The sequence below is a fragment of the Streptomyces camelliae genome, assembly GCF_027625935.1.
In the GTDB taxonomy this organism is placed as follows: domain Bacteria; phylum Actinomycetota; class Actinomycetes; order Streptomycetales; family Streptomycetaceae; genus Streptomyces; species Streptomyces camelliae.
In genome coordinates this window covers 1438456-1455360 of the sequence record NZ_CP115300.1, presented here as the reverse complement: position 1 = coordinate 1455360, position 16905 = coordinate 1438456, and the positions used below count along the sequence as shown (strand labels likewise).

Here is a 16905-nt window from a genome sequence, read left to right as displayed (position 1 = left end):
TTGGTTGCTGCCAGTTGAGTCAGTTGCGCGCCGCCGTCACCGGTACCACCCGAAGCGTTCCGCGATCACCGGCAGCCGGTCGGCCACCAGGGCGTGGGCGGCCGCGCGGGGTGTCGTACCGTCGGCGTCCGCGCGGTCGAGCATCAGGCCGGTCAGGGCGCGCATGGAACGCCGGAGGCGGGCGAAGGCCTCGCCGGCGTCCGCGCCGATGTCCCCGAACAGGGTCCACCACCACCAGGCGTTCGTACCGGAGTTGACCACCACGTCCGGCAGCACGGTCACCCCGCGCGCGGCCAGCAGCGCCTCCGCCTCCGGCAGGACCGGCATGTTGGCGGCCTCCACGATCCAACGGGCACCGATCCGCTCCTGGTTGCCGGTGTCGATCGCGTACGACACGGCCGCCGGCACCAGCACCTCCGCGCCGGCCGACAGCCAGGCGTCGCCGGGCAGCTCACGGTCGCCGGGCCGCAGCACACGGCGGTCGACGGTGCCGTACCCGTCCCGCGCGGCCAGCAGTGCCTCGACGTCGAGCCCCGCCGGATTGGCCATCGTGCCCTTGATGTCGGCGACCGCCACCACCGTCAGCCCCGCGCGCGCGAGGAACCGCGCGGTGGCCCCGCCCATCGTGCCGAACCCCTGGACGGCCACGCGCGTGCCCGCGTACGGAACCGACGCCCGGTCCAGGGCCGTGAGCACCGACTCGGCGACCCCGCAGCCGCCGGCCAGCTCGTCCAGTCCGATGCCGTCCACCTCGACGGCGAAGGCGTCCGCGAGCCGTGCTCGGGCCGCCGTCTCGTCGTCCAGCAGCGGGTACACCGCCTGCACGGAGGAGACCAGGCCCGCCTCGGCCGCCGCGCGGTCGACCAGGTCCTGGGAGAGGCCGAGATCCTCGCCGGTGGCCCAGAGGGTCTCGATGTACGGCCGCATGGCCCGCAGATAACGCACCAGCAGCCCGTACGCCTCCGGCGCCCGGGGATCGCAGTCGATGCCGCCCTTGGCGCCGCCGAGCGGGATGTAGCGGCCCTCGGGGTCGTAGTGCAGGGCCTCCTTCATCGTCATGCCGCGGGCGAGCCCCGCCACCTCCTCCAGGGTGCAGCCGGGGCGCATCCGCAGCCCGCCGCCGGCCACGCCGCGCACCAGCCGGTCCACGACCAGGAAGCCCTGACGGCCGGTGACGTGGTCGGTCCAGACGAGCGACATCAAGGGGGCGGGGGCGGACATGGGTCTCCTCGGGAACGCGAACGCGGGGACGGGGGAGGGAGATGGGGCGGTGACGGCGTCGGCCCCGTCCACGGCCGCGCGCGCGTGGAGGCGCCTCTCGCACACGGCGCCCCCGGGGACCACCCCATTACTGAATCCTGAGTCAGTATCGGGAGCCCGTTCGCACCCTGTCAACGCGCTGAACGGCGGTTCAGTAGTGCACGGCAGGAGCGGACCGGCACCCCGGGGGGCCCGGACTGTCGGAGGCGCCGACCATAATGGGGAGCCTCACCCACTCCACCGGGAGGTACCGTGACCGGACTGCGTTCCTCGATCTCCGGGCTCCGCGCACTGCGGCCGGCTGCCTTCGGCGCGGACCCGGGCGGTGAGCGCATGGCACGCATCCGCCGCTCCCCCCACTTCAAGGACGGCGTCTTCCAGAACCCCGGCGGCATCGCGCGCACCCGGCCCTCCGGCTCCACGCTGGACTTCGCGAAGGTGTTCTTCGACAAGGAGACCCGGCCCCTGCGCGCCCCGGAGGGCACCGTCCCGGTGCACCCCACGACCTTCGCCGACCTGGCCAAGCCGCCCGCCACCGGGCTGCGGCTGACCTGGATGGGACACTCCAGCGTGCTGGCGGAGATCGACGGCCACCGGGTGCTGTTCGACCCGGTCTGGGGCGAGCGCTGCTCCCCGTTCCCGTTTGCCGGACCGCGGCGGCTGCACCCCGTGCCGCTGCCGCTGGCCGCGCTCGGCGAGGTCGACGTGGTGGTGATCTCCCACGACCACTACGACCACCTCGACCTGCCCACGATCAAGGCGCTGGCCGGCACGGACACCGTGTTCGCCGTGCCGCTCGGCGTCGGCGCCCACCTGGAGCACTGGGGCGTCTCCGCGGACCGGCTGCGCGAGCTGGACTGGCACGAGTCCACCAGAATCGGCGGCCTCACCCTCACCGCCACCCCGGCCCGCCACTTCTGCGGCCGCGGTCTGCGCAACACCCAGCACACCCTCTGGGCGTCCTGGGCCGTCGCCGGTGAGGAGCACCGGATCTACCACAGCGGCGACACCGGCTACTTCGAGGGCTTCAAGGACATCGGCGCGGCCCACGGCCCGTTCGACGCGACGATGATCCAGATCGGGGCCTACAGCGACTTCTGGCCCGACATCCACATGCGCCCCGACGAGGGCCTGCGCGCCCACCTGGACCTCCAGGGCGGCGCACCGCACGGCGTGCTGCTGCCGATCCACTGGGGCACCTTCAACCTCGCTCCGCACCCGTGGGCCGAGCCGGGGGAGTGGACCAAGGAGGCGGCCGAGGAGGCCGGCCAGGCGGTGGCCCTGCCCCGGCCCGGCGAGCCCTTCGAACCGGAGGGCAAGCTTCCGGCGGAGGCCTGGTGGCGCGGAGTGGCGGGCACGGAGCGCCGCACCTGGCGCTCGGTCGGCGCACTGGTGGCGGAGCCGCCCGCGCGGGGCTGACGCGCGCCTGACGACAACGGCCGCTGCGGGAGGAGCACGATGTGCTCCTCCCGCAGCGGCCGTTGTCGCGTGCCGCGCGTGCGCGAGCGAACGCAGCACCTGTGACAGCCCGGTCGATTCACAGAACCAAGGCCAAAACCGAAACTCTCCGTAACCAAGCGACAGGGTGCCGCCCTTGCCGTCGGGCGACCCCGGCCGGTTATCGGTCTGTCGTACGAGGCTTCATACCAGAGCGGGACGCTCCTCGGGGGACTTTGTCAACTGCCCACCGCACATGATGCTCAGGCAACTACTGTGAGTGTCCGTCGGCGACGGGTGGCCGGAGTCCCCGGTTCCGCCGGCCGACGCGATGACGCATGCCCGCCTCGCGCACCCCGCGAGAACAGGCACCACGGACCAGTACGAGGACGCAAGCGATGTCTCACCTCCGAGCACCGGCCACGCGCGCCGACCGCCGGGAGGGCGGCCGGCACGGGCGGCCGGTCGCCCGAACGACTCCCGCACTGCCCGAGACGCACATACGGCCCCAGCTCATGCGGCTCGCCGTACTGCCGCCCCTCGCGGTCGCGCTCAGCGCCACCGCCGCGGTCCTGTTCAGCATCCGCTCCACCGGCGCCCGCACGGGTCCCGTCCTGTGGGCGGTGCTCGCCGGCGCGGTCGCCGTGACGATCGCCGGCATTCTCATCGCCGCCGTGGCCGCCGACCGCGCCGCCCGTTCGGTCGCCGACCGCGTCGACGCGCTGCGCCGTACCGCCGCGCGCGGCGAGGCCGACCTGCACGCCCTCGTGGACACGCTGCGCCAGGGTGCGACCCCGCCGCAGCGCACCCCGTCGCGCCGGCCGCCCGCGGACGCCGACGAACTCGAACTGCTCGCCGCCGACCTCGCCCGCGCGCACGACGGCGCCGTCACCGCCGTCGTGCGCGCCGCCCAGCTCTCCAGCCACACGGGCAGCGAGCAGAAGCTGGAGGTCTTCGTCAACCTCGCGCGCCGGCTGCAGTCCCTCGTGCACCGGGAGATCTCGATCCTCGACGAGCTGGAGAACGAGATCGAGGACCCCGACCTGCTCAAGGGTCTGTTCCACGTGGACCACCTGGCCACCCGGATCCGGCGGCACGCGGAGAACCTCGCCGTGCTCGGCGGCGCCGTCTCCCGGCGGCAGTGGAGCAACCCGGTGAGCATGACCGAGGTGCTGCGCTCCGCCATCGCGGAGGTCGAGCAGTACTCCCGGGTGAAGCTGGTGCCGCCGATCGCCGGCGAACTGCGCGGCCACGCCGTCGCCGACGTCATCCATCTGCTCGCCGAACTCATCGAGAACGCCTCGGTGTTCTCCGCCCCGCACACCCAGGTGCTGCTGCGCGCGGGCCTCGTCACCTCGGGGCTCGCCGTGGAGGTCGAGGACCGCGGACTCGGCATGCCCGTCGGCGAACAGAACCGGATGAACGCCCTGCTCGCCGACCCCGACCAGGTCAACGTCGCCAGCCTGCTGGCCGACGGCCGCATCGGGCTCTACGTCGTCTCCCAGCTCGCCCGCCGGCACGGCATCCACGTGCGGCTGCAGACCAACATCTACGGTGGTGTCCAGGCCGTACTCGTCGTCCCGCAGGCGTTGTTGGGCACGGCACAGCCCCAGGAGGCGGCCGGCACCGGTGCGTCGCCGCAGACGGGACCGCAGGGGCACGGGCCGCACGCGCAGGCAGCGGTGCCGGCGCAGGTACAGGTGCAGACCCGGACACCGGCTGCCGCGCCGGGGTCCTCGCAGGTGACAGGCGGCTGGTCGGGGGACGGGACCCCCGCCGCGCAGGCCGGCGCCGGACAGACCGGTGCCGGACAGGCTCCGGGCACCGGACGGCGGCGGCACGCCCAGCGCGGGACCGGGCGGCACGGTACCGAGACCGGTTCCGGTTCCGGATCCGGGGACAGCGGTTCCATGACCGGCGGTTCAGCGCCCGGTGGATCAGTGGCCGGCGGTTCAGCGGTCGATGGTTCGGTGCCCGGTGGTTCCGGGCGGTCCCGTGCCGAGGCCGGCTCGGGGCAGACCGGCGGCGAGGGACCGCACGACCGGCACGGTGGTGGCGTACCGGCCCCCCTTCCCGTACGCGGTGCCCGGCAGGACCGGCCCACGCCCGCCGCGGCCGTGCCCGGCATCGGCGCCGGGGACCGGCCGGCCGTCGAGGCGCACGCCGGCATCCTGCCCACCCCGCGCGCCGGCACCGTGCGCGGCACCATGGGCAAGCCCCAACTGCCCCGCCGACGCGCCCAGGAGCACATCGTGCCCCAGCTGCGCGGTGGCCCCGCACCCCGCCAGGACGCCGACACCGTCCCGGGCCACGACCCGGGACTGATGGCGGCCTTCCAGCGCGGGATCGGACTCGCCGAGGCGCAGCAGCACATGGAACACCTTGAACACATCGACAGTACGGCGGCCGTACCCATGGCGCCCGTACGCATGGACGGGGCAGAGCACCTGGACCCGACGCCCATACCCCAGGGGCGCGGCCACGCGCCCGGACTCGACGGTGCCCGTGGCGCCGGCCGGACCGACGGGAGCGCACCGGCCGACTGACCACCCGCACCGCACCCACCCCGCGCCACCCCGCACGACCGTGCACCACCCCGTTCCGCCTCCCCCCTGCCCGCGCTCCCGCAGATCTTCGTACCCAAGGAGTCGATCCACCATGGCGAGCGATGCGCCGACCGCCCACGCAACCGACCTCGACTGGCTGCTGAGCGGCCTCGTGCAGCGCGTACCGCACACCAGCAGCGCGGTGCTCCTGTCCTGCGACGGGCTGGTGAAGTCCGTGCACGGCCTCGACATCGACAGTGCCGACCACATGGCGGCCCTGGCGTCCGGTCTGTACTCCCTCGGCCGCAGCGCCGGCGTCCGGTTCGGCGACGGCGGGGACGTCCGCCAGGTCGTCGTCGAACTCGACTCGACCCTGCTGTTCGTCACCACGGCCGGGTCCGGCACCTGTCTCGCCGTGCTCGCCGGCCGGGAGGCCGACGCGGCCGTGCTGGGCTACGAGATGGCGATGCTCGTCAAGAGCGTCCGCCCCTACCTGGTGACCGCACCCCGCCAGCACCCCGTCGACTCCGCGGCGACGAGGCCTTGAGCGTGGCCGCAGCCGGCGACGGGCCCTGGCTGGACGACGCGGCCGGACGGCTGGTGCGCCCCTTCACCGTCAGCAACGGACGGACCGAGCCCAGCGTCGCCCTGGACCTGATGTCGCAGGTGATGGCCACCGGCGTCACCCCGCTCGGCTATCTCGGCCCCGAGCACGCCCAGGCGCTGGACCTGTGCCGCGCGCCCGTCTCGGTCGCCGAGGTCGCCGCGCATCTGAAGCTGCCCGCGGTGGTCACCAAGGTGCTGCTCGCGGACCTCGTCGACTGCGGGGTGCTGACCACCAAGCCCCCCGTCTTCCACCACACACCCACTGACCGGTCTCTGCTGGAGGCAGTGCTCGATGGACTACGACGACAGCTCTGACCCGTTCCCGACCGCGCTGAAGATTCTCGTGGCGGGCGGGTTCGGGGTGGGCAAGACGACCTTCGTGGGCGCGGTCAGCGAGATCGCCCCGCTCAGTACGGAGGAGCTGCTCACCACGGTCAGCGTCGGAACGGACAGTCTCGACGGCATCGAGAACAAGATGGAGACCACGGTCGCCATGGACTTCGGCCGGATCACCCTCGATCCGGAACATGTGCTGTACCTGTTCGGCACGCCGGGGCAGGAGCGGTTCTGGTTCATGTGGGACGAGCTGTCCGAGGGCGCGCTCGGCGCGGTGATCCTCGCCGACACCCGGCGCCTGGAGGACTGCTTCGCCGCCGTGGACTTCTTCGAGGAGCGCGGGCTCGGCTTCATCATCGCCGTCAACGAGTTCGACGGCTCCTACCGCTACGACCCCGAAGAGGTCCGCTCCGCCATCGACCTCGACCCCGAGATCCCCGTCGTCCGCTGCGACGCGCGGATCTCCAGTTCCGGCGTGCAGACCCTGCTCACCCTCGTACGCCACCTCCTCGCCCACGCTCCGGCGACCACGCCGAGCCATGGCGCCCACATGTGATCCCGTCCTACCGTTCACGGAGTCCCTGTATGAGTTGCACCTACAACACCGAAGCCCGGCTCGATGCCCGGACCGAAGCCGGGCCAGGCGTACGGCCCGGAGTCCGGCCATGAGCTACGAGCCGCCCCGGCCGGTCCGGGGTCTGCTGCTCACCCCCGAGGACAGAGAGGCCCCCGCCCGTGTCCACCGGCTGCGCCGGCTCGGCCTGGTGGACCGCCCCGATCCCGCGCTCGACGGCTTCGCCGCCCATCTCGCCCGGCTCACCGGCGCGCCGTACGCCATGGTCAACTTCATCGGCGAGGAACACCAGTTCTTCGCCGGGCTGAGCGCCCCCGCCGTCGCGCCGGTCGTCCGGGAGGACGGCAGCCGCGCCGAGCTCGGCCGGGTCCTGCCCCGCGACCACGGTTTCTGCCCCCATGTGGTGGTCCGCCGCAAGGCGCTGGTCCTGGAGGACGTCCGCGACTATCCGCGCTTCGCCGGCAACCCGATCGTCGACGCCTATGGCATCCGCACCTATATGGGCGCCCCACTCATCGACAGCTCCGGCATGGTGCTGGGCACCGTGTGCGCGGCCGGCACCGAGCCCCGTGTCTGGGGGAGGGACGGCCTGGACACCATCAAGGAGCTCGCCGCCGACCTCGTCGTTCGCCTCGAACGGAGCGCCGAGGACGGGTTACCCCTCTGACCCCGCCCCCTGGCTCGGACCGGGGCGTGGGAAACCCCGGAGGCGTGAAGGAAAGCTGAGGCGGCGGTTAAGAAAAGCTCGATGGACCCGCGGCCCGCGCATACGGCAGATTGCAGGGTGATTCCACCCCTCTGACCCGGTGCGGGCTCCTTCGGCGTGCCCGCGGGCCGGGATCTCACGCACAGGAGCCGCATTCGTGAAGGCGCTGGTCAAGGAGAAGGCGGAGCCCGGACTCTGGCTGACGGACGTACCGGAGCCCGAGATCGGCCCCGGTGACGTACTGATCAAGGTCATGCGGACCGGTATCTGCGGCACCGACCTGCACATCCGGGCCTGGGACGGCTGGGCGCAGCAGGCGATCCGCACCCCGCTCACGGTCGGGCACGAATTCGTCGGGCAGGTCGTCGAGACCGGCCGGGACGTCACCGACATCCGCATCGGGGACCGGGTCAGCGGCGAGGGCCATCTGGTGTGCGGCAAATGCCGCAACTGCCTGGCCGGCCGGCGTCACCTGTGCCGGGCCACCGTCGGTCTCGGCGTCGGCCGCGACGGCGCGTTCGCCGAGTACGTCGCCCTGCCCGCGACCAACGTGTGGGTGCACCGCGTCCCCGTCGACCTCGACGTCGCCGCGATCTTCGATCCGTTCGGCAACGCCGTGCACACCGCGCTGTCCTTCCCGCTGGTCGGTGAGGACGTCCTGATCACCGGCGCCGGACCGATCGGCCTGATGGCCGCCGCCGTCGCCCGGCACGCCGGCGCCCGCAACGTCGTCGTCACCGACGTCAGCGAGGAACGCCTGGAACTGGCACGCAAGATCGGCGTGAGCCTCGCCCTGAACGTCGCGCAGTCCACCATCGCCGACGGCCAGCGCGAACTGGGCCTGCGCGAGGGCTTCGACATCGGCCTGGAGATGTCCGGCCGGCCCGAGGCCATGCGGGACATGATCGCCAACATGACGCACGGCGGCCGGATCGCCATGCTCGGCCTGCCCGCCCAGGAGTTCCCGGTCGACTGGTCCCGGATCGTCACCTCGATGATCACCATCAAGGGCATCTACGGCCGCGAGATGTTCGAGACCTGGTACGCGATGTCGGTGCTGCTGGAGGGCGGCCTGGACCTGGCCCCCGTGATCACCGGCCGCTACGGCTACCGCGACTTCGAGGCGGCCTTCGCCGACGCCGCGAGCGGCAAGGGCGGCAAGGTCATCCTGGACTGGACCGCGTAAGCGACGTAAACCCCCCTTCTGCGCACGCACTTTCAGGAGCTTCCCCATGTTCGACACCGTCCGCGACGACCTGCGCGCCACCCTCGACGAGATCCGCGCCGCCGGTCTGCACAAGCCCGAGCGGGTCATCGGCACCCCGCAGTCCGCGACCGTCGGCGTCACCGCCGGCGGCCGCCCCGGCGAGGTCCTCAACTTCTGCGCCAACAACTACCTCGGCCTCGCCGACCACCCCGAGGTGATCGCCGCCGCCCACGAGGCCCTGGACCGCTGGGGCTACGGCATGGCCTCCGTCCGCTTCATCTGCGGCACCCAGGAGGTGCACAAGGAGCTGGAGGCGCGCCTGTCCGCCTTCCTCGGCCAGGAGGACACGATCCTGTACTCCTCCTGCTTCGACGCCAACGGCGGTGTCTTCGAGACCCTGCTCGGCGAGGAGGACGCGGTGATCTCCGACGCCCTCAACCACGCCTCCATCATCGACGGCATCCGCCTGTCCAAGGCCCGCCGCTACCGCTACGCCAACCGTGATCTGGCGGACCTGGAAGCCAAGTTGAAGGAGGCGTCCGACGCGCGCCGCCGCCTGATCGTCACCGACGGCGTCTTCTCCATGGACGGCTATGTGGCGCCCCTGCGCGAGATCTGCGACCTCGCCGACCGCTACGACGCGATGGTCATGGTCGACGACTCGCACGCCGTCGGCTTCGTCGGCCCCACCGGCCGCGGCACCCCCGAGCTGCACGGCGTCATGGACCGGGTCGACATCATCACCGGCACCCTCGGCAAGGCCCTCGGCGGCGCCTCCGGCGGCTATGTCGCCGCCCGCGCCGAGATCGTCGCCCTGCTGCGCCAGCGCTCCCGGCCGTACCTGTTCTCCAACACCCTGGCCCCGGTGATCGCCGCCGCCTCCCTGAAGGTCCTCGACCTGCTGGAGTCGGCGGGGGACCTGCGGGAGAAGCTCGCGGCGAACACCGCCCTGTTCCGCCGCCGGATGACCGAGGAGGGCTTCGACATCCTCCCCGGCGACCACGCCATCGCCCCCGTCATGATCGGCGACGCGGCGAAGGCGGGCCGCATGGCCGAGCTGCTGCTGGAGCGCGGCGTGTACGTGATCGGCTTCTCCTACCCGGTCGTGCCGCAGGGCCAGGCCCGGATCCGCGTCCAGCTGTCCGCCGCGCACTCCACGGCGGACGTCGACCGCGCGGTGGACGCGTTCGTCGCCGCCCGCGCGGAGCTGGCGGCCTGACCAGCGCCGACAGCTTGGGATAATTGAGGACATGATCGAAGCACGGCGGCTCCACATCCTCCGTGCGGTGGCCGACCACCGCACGGTCACCGCGGCGGCCGCCGCGCTCTATCTCACCCCCTCCGCGGTCTCCCAGCAGCTGACGGCCCTGGAGCAGGAGACCGGCCACCGCCTGGTCGAGCGCAGCGCCAAGGGCGTACGGCTCACCCCGGCCGGCGAGATCCTGCTGAGCCACACCAACGCGGTCCTGGCCCAGCTGGAGCGGGCCGAGGCGGAGCTCGCGGCCTACGGTTCGGGCGAGGCGGGCACGGTCACCGTGGCCGCCTTCGCCACCGGCATCGCCCAGGTCGTGGCCCCGGCCGTGGCGCGGCTCGCGGACAGCGCGCCCGGCATCCGGATCCGGGTCCAGGACGCGGAGGGCGACGCGAGCCTGCCGATGGTGCTGGACCGGCAGGTCGACGTGGCGGTCGCGGTCGAATACCGGGGTGCACCGCCCGCCGACGACCCCCGGCTCACCCATGTCCCGCTCTACGCCGAGCCGTTCGACGCGGTCGTACCCGTCGGGCACCGGCTCGCGGACCTCGCCGAGGTCCCCCTCGCCGAGCTGGCCAAAGACCCCTGGATCGGCCCGTACCCCGGCAACCCCTGCCACGACGTGGTCGTCCTCGCCTGCGAGAGCGCCGGCTTCCAGCCTCGTCTGGAGCATTCGTCCGACGACTTCCGCGCCGTGGTCGCGCTGGCCTCGGCGGGCGCGGGCGTGGCCCTCGTACCGCGCTCTGCCCTGAACGGCATGGACCTGACGGGGGTGATCGTCCGCCCCGTCGACGGCGTGGCCCCGACCCGCCGCGTCTTCGCCGCCGTACGGCGCGGAGCCGAGGGACACCCGCTGATCCGCCCGGTGCTGGACGCGCTGGGGCGGGCCGCACAGCAGGCGTGAGGATTCCGTAACGCGGGCTTCTCGTATCCGGGATAACGTCCCGCATATGAGAAGCCCGGAGGATCCCCTCGACACCCGGCTCGACACCCGACTCGGTACCCGGCTGGCCGAGCTGCGCGCCCAACATGGCTGGTCCCTGGGCGAGTTGGCGGAGCGCAGCGGAGTGAGCCGGTCGACCCTGTCGCGTGCCGAACGTGCCGAGATCAGCCCCACCGCCGCCCTGCTGAACCGGCTCTGCCACGTCTACGGCCGCACCATGTCCCAGCTGCTCAGCGAGGTCGAGGCGGAGCCCGCCCCGCTGGTCCGGGCCGCCGACCAGCGGCTCTGGGAGGACCGCGCCTCCGGCTTCGTCCGGCGCTCCGTCTCCCCGCCCCACCCCGGCCTGCGCGGCGAACTCGTCGAGGGCCGGCTCACGCCCGGCGCCGACATCGCCTACGACCGCCCGCCCGTGACCGGCCTGGAACAGCATCTGTGGGTGCTCGACGGCGCCCTGGAGGTGACCGACGGGGAACAGGTCCACCGCCTCGGCACCGGGGACTGCCTGCGGATGCGGGTCTTCGGCCCGACCCGGTTCCGCTGCGCCGGATCCGGCGAGACGCGCTACGTACTGGCGGTGGTGCGGCCGTGAACGTGGAGCGCTGGGACGGTACCCGCGTACGGGAGCGGGCCGGGGAGCTGGCGGAGCTGCTGGCCGACGCCGTGGCCGGCGGCGCCTCCGTCGGCTTCCTGGCCCCGCTCGGACGCACCGAGGCCGCCGCCTGGTGGCGGGAGCGGGCGGACGCGACGGCGGCGGGCCGGCTCGCCGTGTGGGCGGCCGTCGACGCCACCGGCCGGGTCACCGGCACCGTCAGCCTCGCCTACCCCGACAAGCCGAACAGCCGCCACCGCGCGGAACTGGTGAAGCTCATGGTGCATCGCACCGCGCGCGGGCAGGGCCTCGGCCGCCGTCTCCTCACCACCGCCGAGCAGGCGGCCGCCGCGACCGGCATCACCCTGCTCCACCTCGACACCGAGACCGGCAGCCCCGCCGAGCTGCTGTACCGCTCGGCCGGCTGGACACGGGCCGGCGTCATCCCCGACTACGCGCTGAGCCCGGCAGGCGAACTGCGGCCGACGACGCTGTATTTCAAGCGGCTCCAAGGGTGACTGTCAGTGCCAGCAGCTACGGTGCGTTGCATGCCGGACGCTGAAGATGTACGCCGTATCGCCCTGTCCCTGCCGGACACCACGGAGAAGATCGCCTGGAGCATGCCCACGTTCCGGGTCGCTGGGAAGATGTTCGCGACCCTGCCCGAGGAGGAGACGTCCATCGCCGTGCGCTGCCCCAAGGAGGAGCGCGACGAACTGGTGCTGGCCGAGCCGGAGAAGTTCTGGGTCGCCGACCACGAGGCACAGTTCGCCTGGGTGAGAGCGAGACTCGCCGCGCTGGAGGACGAGGACGAGCTACGGGACATCCTCGCCGACTCCTGGCGCCAGGCCGCCCCGCCCCGACTCCTCGACGCCCACCCCGAGTTGGGCCGTCCGTCCGTGGAGTGAAAATGCCCGACGCACGGCACGACAGAACCACCGAGGACACACGCCGGACTTGGGGGATTCGGGGGGCTGGGGGACGGGGGGGAACTGAGGGGGCTCGGGCGACTCGGGCGACTCGGGGGCCAGGGGGCACCAGGGGGACTGGCGGAGCCCGGCGTGTCCGGGCGCCCCGAGGCCGGTGCCCCGGCCGTCCGGTCCCGGGACTCCGCCCTGTTCTTCGTGGCCCGGGCCGCCGCCGCCCCGGAGACACCATGCTGCCCGTGGCCCGGAGGCCCTTCTGGATCATGTCGGCGACGCGGGGCATGGCACGCTCGGGTCGGCCAGAAGGCTCGGTCATTTCCCGCCGACAAGACGCCCCCCTCGCCGACGGCCTGTTCTTCACCGGGCACGTGATGCTGTGGCAGATCTGCGCCGTCGGCTGCGTCAACGGCGTCGCGGGGGCGGTCTTCCAGCCGGGCGTGGCCAGTACGGTGCCCCGGCCGGCCGCCGGCATCCGGGGCGCGAACGGCGCGATCTGCATCGCCGAATCCGCCGCCCAGCTCGCCGGTCCTGCCGTCGCGGGTCTCCTGGTCGGCCCTCGCCTCGTCCGCCGGCGTCGCCGCCGCGCACGCCGCCACCCAGGCCGTCAGCGCCCTGTGCCTGCTGCTCCGGGGGTGCCCCGGGGGGGGGTGCCCGCACGGTGGACGGCCGTGGGATGCGCGCCTTCCGGGCCGATCTGGTCCAGGGCCGGCGGGAGTCCACAGCCCAGACGTGGTTGTGGGGGAGTGATCGCTGTCCGGCGCCTGCGTACCGGCGATGGTGGCCGGGGCGGCCGTCGCCGGTGCCGGACGCCATTGGCGGGGCCCCAGCGGCACAGGGCACATCGTGTGTCACACCCCGGCAGCCACCCGCGCCGCCGACCCCACGAACGAAGCGATCCGCTCCCGCAGGCTGTGCGCGTCCAGCCCGTGCGCGGCCACATGCTCCTCGACCGTCCCGTAACGGCGCAGCTCCCGCCGCCCCACGCCCAGGCCCAGCACCCGGTGCGGTACATCGGACAGAGCCTCGGCCGCCGCGGCCGTCGAGGTGCCCGCGAGGTACGGCTCGACCAGCACGACGTCGGTGCCCGCCGCCTCGGTGGCCCGGCGCAGACCGGCCGTGTCGAAGGGCCGCACGGTCGTCGCATACAGCACGGTGACGTCCAGCCCCTCCGTGGCGGCGAGGACCGTGTCGAGCAGCGGGCCGACGGCGACGACGACACCGGAGCGGCCCTCGCGGACCGTCACGAAGCGCCGTCCGTCGACCACCCGCGCCCGCTGGTTGGACTGCACGGAGAGCCGTACGTACACCTTGTCGTCGTGCGCGCCGACCGCGCGGCACAGCAGGCTCTCGGCCTCGTCCGGGTGTCCGGGCACATGGACGGTCCAGCCGTCCAGCGTGTCGATGAGCGCGACGTCGCCCGGCGACATGTGCGTGTAGCCACCCGCCGGCCAGTCGAACGAGGCCGCCGCGCTGACCAGCACCGCCCCGGCGTCCTGGTGTCCCAGATCCAGCTTGACCTGCTCGAAGGGCCGCTCCACGAGGAAGCTGGCGAAGGTGTGCACGACGGGCCGCAGCCCGGTGAGCGCCAGCCCGGCGGCCGCCCCGACCAGCAGCTGCTCCCGGATGCCGACGTTGATCACCCGGTCGGGATGCCGGGCCATGGCCTCGCGGAAGCCGTCCTTGCCGATCTCGGCGAGGACGACCGCGACGCGCGGATCCTCGTCCAGCATCCGGGAGAGAACGGGGGCGAAACGGTCACGCATGGTTTCCATGAAAGGTGCCCTTCAAGAATGTGGGGGAGAGTCAGGCGGTCTTCGGCTCGACCCGGGCCACGACCACATGCGGCCGCCCGGGATGCGGCGCGGTGAACGCGGCGTACAGGGCCTCGTGGTCGCGCCCGTCGACGGTGACCGCGGACCAGCCCGCGGCCTCGAACCGGGCGGCGATGCCGCCGGGCCGCGCATGGCTGGCGGAGGAGTTGTCGACCACGACCGTGTGCAACCGCTCCAGACCGGCCGGCCCCGCGAAGGCGATCGCCTCGTGGTTGCTGCCCTCGTCCAGTTCGGCGTCCCCGATCAGTACCCAGACCGCCGGGTCGTCCATCCCCTGCGCCCGCAGGCCCAGGGCGCTGCCCACGGCGATGGGCAGCCCGTGCCCGAGCGACCCGCTGGCGATCTCGGCCCCCGGCACCAGCACCCGGTCCGGGTGGTGCCCGAGCGGGGAGTCGTACGACCCGAAGCCGGGCAGCCAGTCGACCGGCACGAACCCCTTCGCGGCCAGCACCGCGTAGTACGCCATCGGCCCGTGCCCCTTGCTCAGCAGAAACCGGTCCCGGGCCGGATCGTCCCGCCGCTCCGGCGTCACCCGCAGCACCCGGTCGTAGAGCACCCACAGCACGTCGAGCGTGGAGGTGGCCGCCGGTCCGTGCTTCTCGTCGCCGGTCATGAGGCCCATCAGCCCCGGCAGGTCGTCGTAGCCGTACGTACGGCCGAAGTCTGCTGTGATCGTCATGCAGTCGATCGTGCAACCTCAACCAAACTTGAGGTCAACAGCGAAAAGCGGGGCGCGACCACCGATCCGAGTGCGGTATGGTTTCTCTGCACGTTTCGACCGGGGAAATCCCAGGTCAAACGGCATCGGGACGTGGCGCAGCTTGGTAGCGCACTTGACTGGGGGTCAAGGGGTCGCAGGTTCAAATCCTGTCGTCCCGACCAGCTTTTGGCAGGTCGGAGGCCGCTCTCTCACTCGTGGGAGGGTGGCCTTCCGTGCGTTCAGGGCGGCGATGGTCGCCGTGTCCCGCCGTCGTGCGGTGCGGCGTCGCACGCGTCGGTCAGGGATCCGCCGACTCCCCGGTCGCCGCTCGGTCTCTTCTGGAGTGACGGCCCGTCAAGCGGCTCCGATCGCGGTGAGCGGGTGCGGTATGCCGGGAAATATCGTATATTTGATCTATATGCGGAGAAGCCGCCATGCCTGCGAGATCCAGGATGCTTGCGAGATCCAGGCTCAGCCCATGGAGTGATGGCGGGTCGCCGCAGCCGGTGGAGTCGGCGACGGCGATGTCCGTCCGGGCCGACGGTGAACCGCCAGGCTCTCCCGCTTTCAACCATCGCCTGACGGGGGCGTGTCATGCCTGACAACACCCGACTGGGACAGATCGACCACATCGTGGTCCTGATGGAGGAGAACCGTTCCTTCGACCACATGCTGGGGTTCCTCTACACCGGCAGACAGACCCCGTCAGGCAAGCCTTTCGAAGGTCTGACGGGGCAGGAGAGCGTCCCCGGGGACAGCGGCAGGGTCACGGTCTTCCCGATCGACCGGACCACGCCGGATGCGTACTTCATGCCCGGCGCCGATCCCAGAGAGGGCTATGCGCCGACCAACAGCCAGTTGTTCGGGACGCCGACTCCTTCCGTACCGGCCCCTGCCGCGACCATGGACGGATTCGTGGCCGGCTTCGCCGACGCACTGCAATACGACAGCCAGAAGCACCGCCCGATATACCCCGGCACCAAGCCGGAGAACATCATGGGCTGCTTCACCCCGGAAGCCCTGCCGGTGCTGTCCGGTCTCGCACGGGGCTACGCGGTCTGCGATCACTGGTACAGCTCAGCGCCGACCGAGACCCTGCCCAACCGGGCCTTCGCCCTGGCCGGCACCAGCCTGGGCCGCATGGACGACAACGTGCGCGGCATCCCGATCCCCTTCGACACCCCCAGCATCTTCGGACTGCTCGAAAAGAACTCCGTGGACTGGGCGATCTACAGCGACGGCAAGCTGCTGACCAGACACGACTTCCCCGACACCCAGCAAGCCGACCAGCGTCACTTCGGCAGCTTCACCGACTTCGAGCGTGCCGCAGGCACCGGCACGCTCCCGCGGGGTTTCACCTTCCTTGAGCCCGACTGGTCACCGACGACCGGCAACGACCAGCACCCCAACTACGATGTCGCCGCCGGCGAGCAGCTCATTCACGACGTCTACTACACACTGCGCAACGGGCCGAACTGGAACAGGACCCTGCTGGTCGTCACCTATGACGAGCACGGCGGATGCTACGACCACGTCGCCCCGCCCTCCGGAGCGGTCCCTCCCGACGACTCACAGGGGGAATTCGGATTCGACTTCACCCGGTTCGGAGTGCGGGTGCCCGCCGTACTGGTCTCCCCCCTGATCGAGCCCGGGACCGTGTTCCGCGTCGACGGTACGACACCGCTGGACCACACCTCACTGCTCAAGACGATCGAGCAGCGGTGGAAGCTTCCCCCGCTGACCCGCCGCGACGAGGCGGCACCCGGGATCGGCGAGGTCCTCACCCTCGACCAGCCCCGCACCGATGACCCGCTCGACGGCGTTGCGGTGCCCACCTCAAGCGGCAACAACCCGGCCCGGGGCACGACGTCCCACCTCGACACGGTCTGTGAAGCCCTTGCCGCCCAGCACCTTTCGTCGGCCTGACGCACGGACGAGCAGCGGGAGAAGTCCCGGGCGGCTCCGCGGGAGAAGCGGAACGCGGGGCACCA

16 protein-coding genes, 1 tRNA gene and 1 pseudogene are annotated in these 16905 nt (G+C 72.3%); 15 read left to right on the top strand and 3 right to left on the bottom strand.

Going from position 1 to position 16905, the window contains the following annotated elements; translation table 11 throughout:
- Positions 1 to 36 precede the first annotated feature (36 nt).
- Positions 37 to 1221, bottom strand: a complete 1185-nt coding sequence (locus O1G22_RS06865) for a glutamate dehydrogenase (protein WP_270080489.1) — start codon at positions 1219 to 1221, stop codon at positions 37 to 39.
- A 291-nt stretch (positions 1222 to 1512) separates the two neighbouring features.
- Between O1G22_RS06865 and O1G22_RS06860 the strand changes: the two genes are divergently transcribed.
- The 13 genes and pseudogenes from O1G22_RS06860 to O1G22_RS44810 form a co-directional block, all read left to right on the top strand.
- Positions 1513 to 2679: an MBL fold metallo-hydrolase gene (locus O1G22_RS06860; RefSeq protein ID WP_270080488.1), complete on the top strand. Its 1167-nt coding sequence runs from the start codon at positions 1513 to 1515 to the stop codon at positions 2677 to 2679.
- Between the two features lie 416 nt (positions 2680 to 3095).
- Positions 3096 to 5243 (top strand): ATP-binding protein, encoded by a 2148-nt coding sequence (locus O1G22_RS06855; RefSeq protein ID WP_270080487.1) that lies wholly within the window; start codon positions 3096 to 3098, stop codon positions 5241 to 5243.
- A gap of 112 nt (positions 5244 to 5355) precedes the next feature.
- Complete coding sequence (locus O1G22_RS06850) at positions 5356 to 5790, top strand: roadblock/LC7 domain-containing protein (protein ID WP_225095163.1); 435 nt, start codon at positions 5356 to 5358, stop codon at positions 5788 to 5790.
- A 2-nt stretch (positions 5791 to 5792) separates the two neighbouring features.
- Positions 5793 to 6164: a DUF742 domain-containing protein gene (locus tag O1G22_RS06845; RefSeq protein WP_270080486.1), complete on the top strand. Its 372-nt coding sequence runs from the start codon at positions 5793 to 5795 to the stop codon at positions 6162 to 6164.
- Entirely contained in the window at positions 6142 to 6741 is a 600-nt protein-coding gene (locus O1G22_RS06840; RefSeq protein ID WP_270080485.1) for a GTP-binding protein, read from the top strand. The genes O1G22_RS06845 and O1G22_RS06840 overlap by 23 nt, the downstream gene beginning before the upstream one ends.
- 109 nt (positions 6742 to 6850) lie before the next feature.
- Positions 6851 to 7426 (top strand): GAF domain-containing protein, encoded by a 576-nt coding sequence (locus tag O1G22_RS06835; protein WP_270080484.1) that lies wholly within the window; start codon positions 6851 to 6853, stop codon positions 7424 to 7426.
- Between the two features lie 196 nt (positions 7427 to 7622).
- Positions 7623 to 8651 carry an L-threonine 3-dehydrogenase gene (gene tdh / locus O1G22_RS06830; protein WP_270080483.1) on the top strand — a complete coding sequence of 343 codons (1029 nt, stop codon included), beginning with the start codon at positions 7623 to 7625 and terminating at the stop codon, positions 8649 to 8651.
- A gap of 46 nt (positions 8652 to 8697) precedes the next feature.
- On the top strand, positions 8698 to 9891 hold the full coding sequence (locus O1G22_RS06825) for a glycine C-acetyltransferase (RefSeq protein ID WP_270080482.1): 1194 nt from the start codon (positions 8698 to 8700) through the stop codon (positions 9889 to 9891).
- Between the two features lie 31 nt (positions 9892 to 9922).
- Positions 9923 to 10828, top strand: coding sequence for a LysR family transcriptional regulator (locus O1G22_RS06820; RefSeq protein WP_270080481.1), 906 nt, complete (start codon positions 9923 to 9925; stop codon positions 10826 to 10828).
- Between the two features lie 46 nt (positions 10829 to 10874).
- Positions 10875 to 11456, top strand: a complete 582-nt coding sequence (locus tag O1G22_RS06815; RefSeq protein ID WP_270080480.1) for a helix-turn-helix domain-containing protein — start codon at positions 10875 to 10877, stop codon at positions 11454 to 11456.
- On the top strand, positions 11453 to 11974 hold the full coding sequence (locus O1G22_RS06810) for a GNAT family N-acetyltransferase (RefSeq protein WP_270080479.1): 522 nt from the start codon (positions 11453 to 11455) through the stop codon (positions 11972 to 11974). The genes O1G22_RS06815 and O1G22_RS06810 overlap by 4 nt, the downstream gene beginning before the upstream one ends.
- Positions 11975 to 12004: 30 nt before the next feature.
- Complete coding sequence (locus tag O1G22_RS06805) at positions 12005 to 12364, top strand: MmcQ/YjbR family DNA-binding protein (protein ID WP_270080478.1); 360 nt, start codon at positions 12005 to 12007, stop codon at positions 12362 to 12364.
- Positions 12365 to 12502: 138 nt separating this feature from the next.
- Positions 12503 to 13121, top strand: a pseudogene (locus O1G22_RS44810) (MFS transporter); the annotation flags it as partial.
- A gap of 109 nt (positions 13122 to 13230) precedes the next feature.
- Here O1G22_RS44810 and O1G22_RS06795 read toward each other — a convergent pair.
- Complete coding sequence (locus O1G22_RS06795; protein ID WP_270080477.1) at positions 13231 to 14154, bottom strand: transketolase family protein; 924 nt, start codon at positions 14152 to 14154, stop codon at positions 13231 to 13233.
- A 31-nt stretch (positions 14155 to 14185) separates the two neighbouring features.
- Entirely contained in the window at positions 14186 to 14893 is a 708-nt protein-coding gene (locus tag O1G22_RS06790) for a thiamine pyrophosphate-dependent enzyme (RefSeq protein WP_270080476.1), read from the bottom strand.
- 126 nt (positions 14894 to 15019) lie between these two features.
- On the opposite strand from O1G22_RS06790, the gene O1G22_RS06785 reads away from it, so the two are divergent.
- A tRNA-Pro gene (locus O1G22_RS06785) sits at positions 15020 to 15096 on the top strand.
- A 412-nt stretch (positions 15097 to 15508) separates the two neighbouring features.
- Positions 15509 to 16840, top strand: a complete 1332-nt coding sequence (locus O1G22_RS06780; RefSeq protein ID WP_270080475.1) for an alkaline phosphatase family protein — start codon at positions 15509 to 15511, stop codon at positions 16838 to 16840.
- Positions 16841 to 16905 lie beyond the last annotated feature (65 nt).

Bases quoted from the DNA above. Each gene is read 5' to 3' on its own strand.
- O1G22_RS06865 (WP_270080489.1), bottom strand. From the start codon at position 1,221: ATGTCCGCCCCCGCCCCCTTGATGTCGCTCGTCTGGACCGACCACGTC.
- O1G22_RS06855 (WP_270080487.1), top strand. From the start codon at position 3,096: ATGTCTCACCTCCGAGCACCGGCCACGCGCGCCGACCGCCGGGAGGGC.
- O1G22_RS06850 (WP_225095163.1), top strand. From the start codon at position 5,356: ATGGCGAGCGATGCGCCGACCGCCCACGCAACCGACCTCGACTGGCTG.
- O1G22_RS06840 (WP_270080485.1), top strand. From the start codon at position 6,142: ATGGACTACGACGACAGCTCTGACCCGTTCCCGACCGCGCTGAAGATT.
- O1G22_RS06835 (WP_270080484.1), top strand. From the start codon at position 6,851: ATGAGCTACGAGCCGCCCCGGCCGGTCCGGGGTCTGCTGCTCACCCCC.
- O1G22_RS06825 (WP_270080482.1), top strand. From the start codon at position 8,698: ATGTTCGACACCGTCCGCGACGACCTGCGCGCCACCCTCGACGAGATC.
- O1G22_RS06820 (WP_270080481.1), top strand. From the start codon at position 9,923: ATGATCGAAGCACGGCGGCTCCACATCCTCCGTGCGGTGGCCGACCAC.
- O1G22_RS06815 (WP_270080480.1), top strand. From the start codon at position 10,875: ATGAGAAGCCCGGAGGATCCCCTCGACACCCGGCTCGACACCCGACTC.
- O1G22_RS06805 (WP_270080478.1), top strand. From the start codon at position 12,005: ATGCCGGACGCTGAAGATGTACGCCGTATCGCCCTGTCCCTGCCGGAC.
- O1G22_RS06795 (WP_270080477.1), bottom strand. From the start codon at position 14,154: ATGGAAACCATGCGTGACCGTTTCGCCCCCGTTCTCTCCCGGATGCTG.
- O1G22_RS06790 (WP_270080476.1), bottom strand. From the start codon at position 14,893: ATGACGATCACAGCAGACTTCGGCCGTACGTACGGCTACGACGACCTG.
- O1G22_RS06780 (WP_270080475.1), top strand. From the start codon at position 15,509: ATGCCTGACAACACCCGACTGGGACAGATCGACCACATCGTGGTCCTG.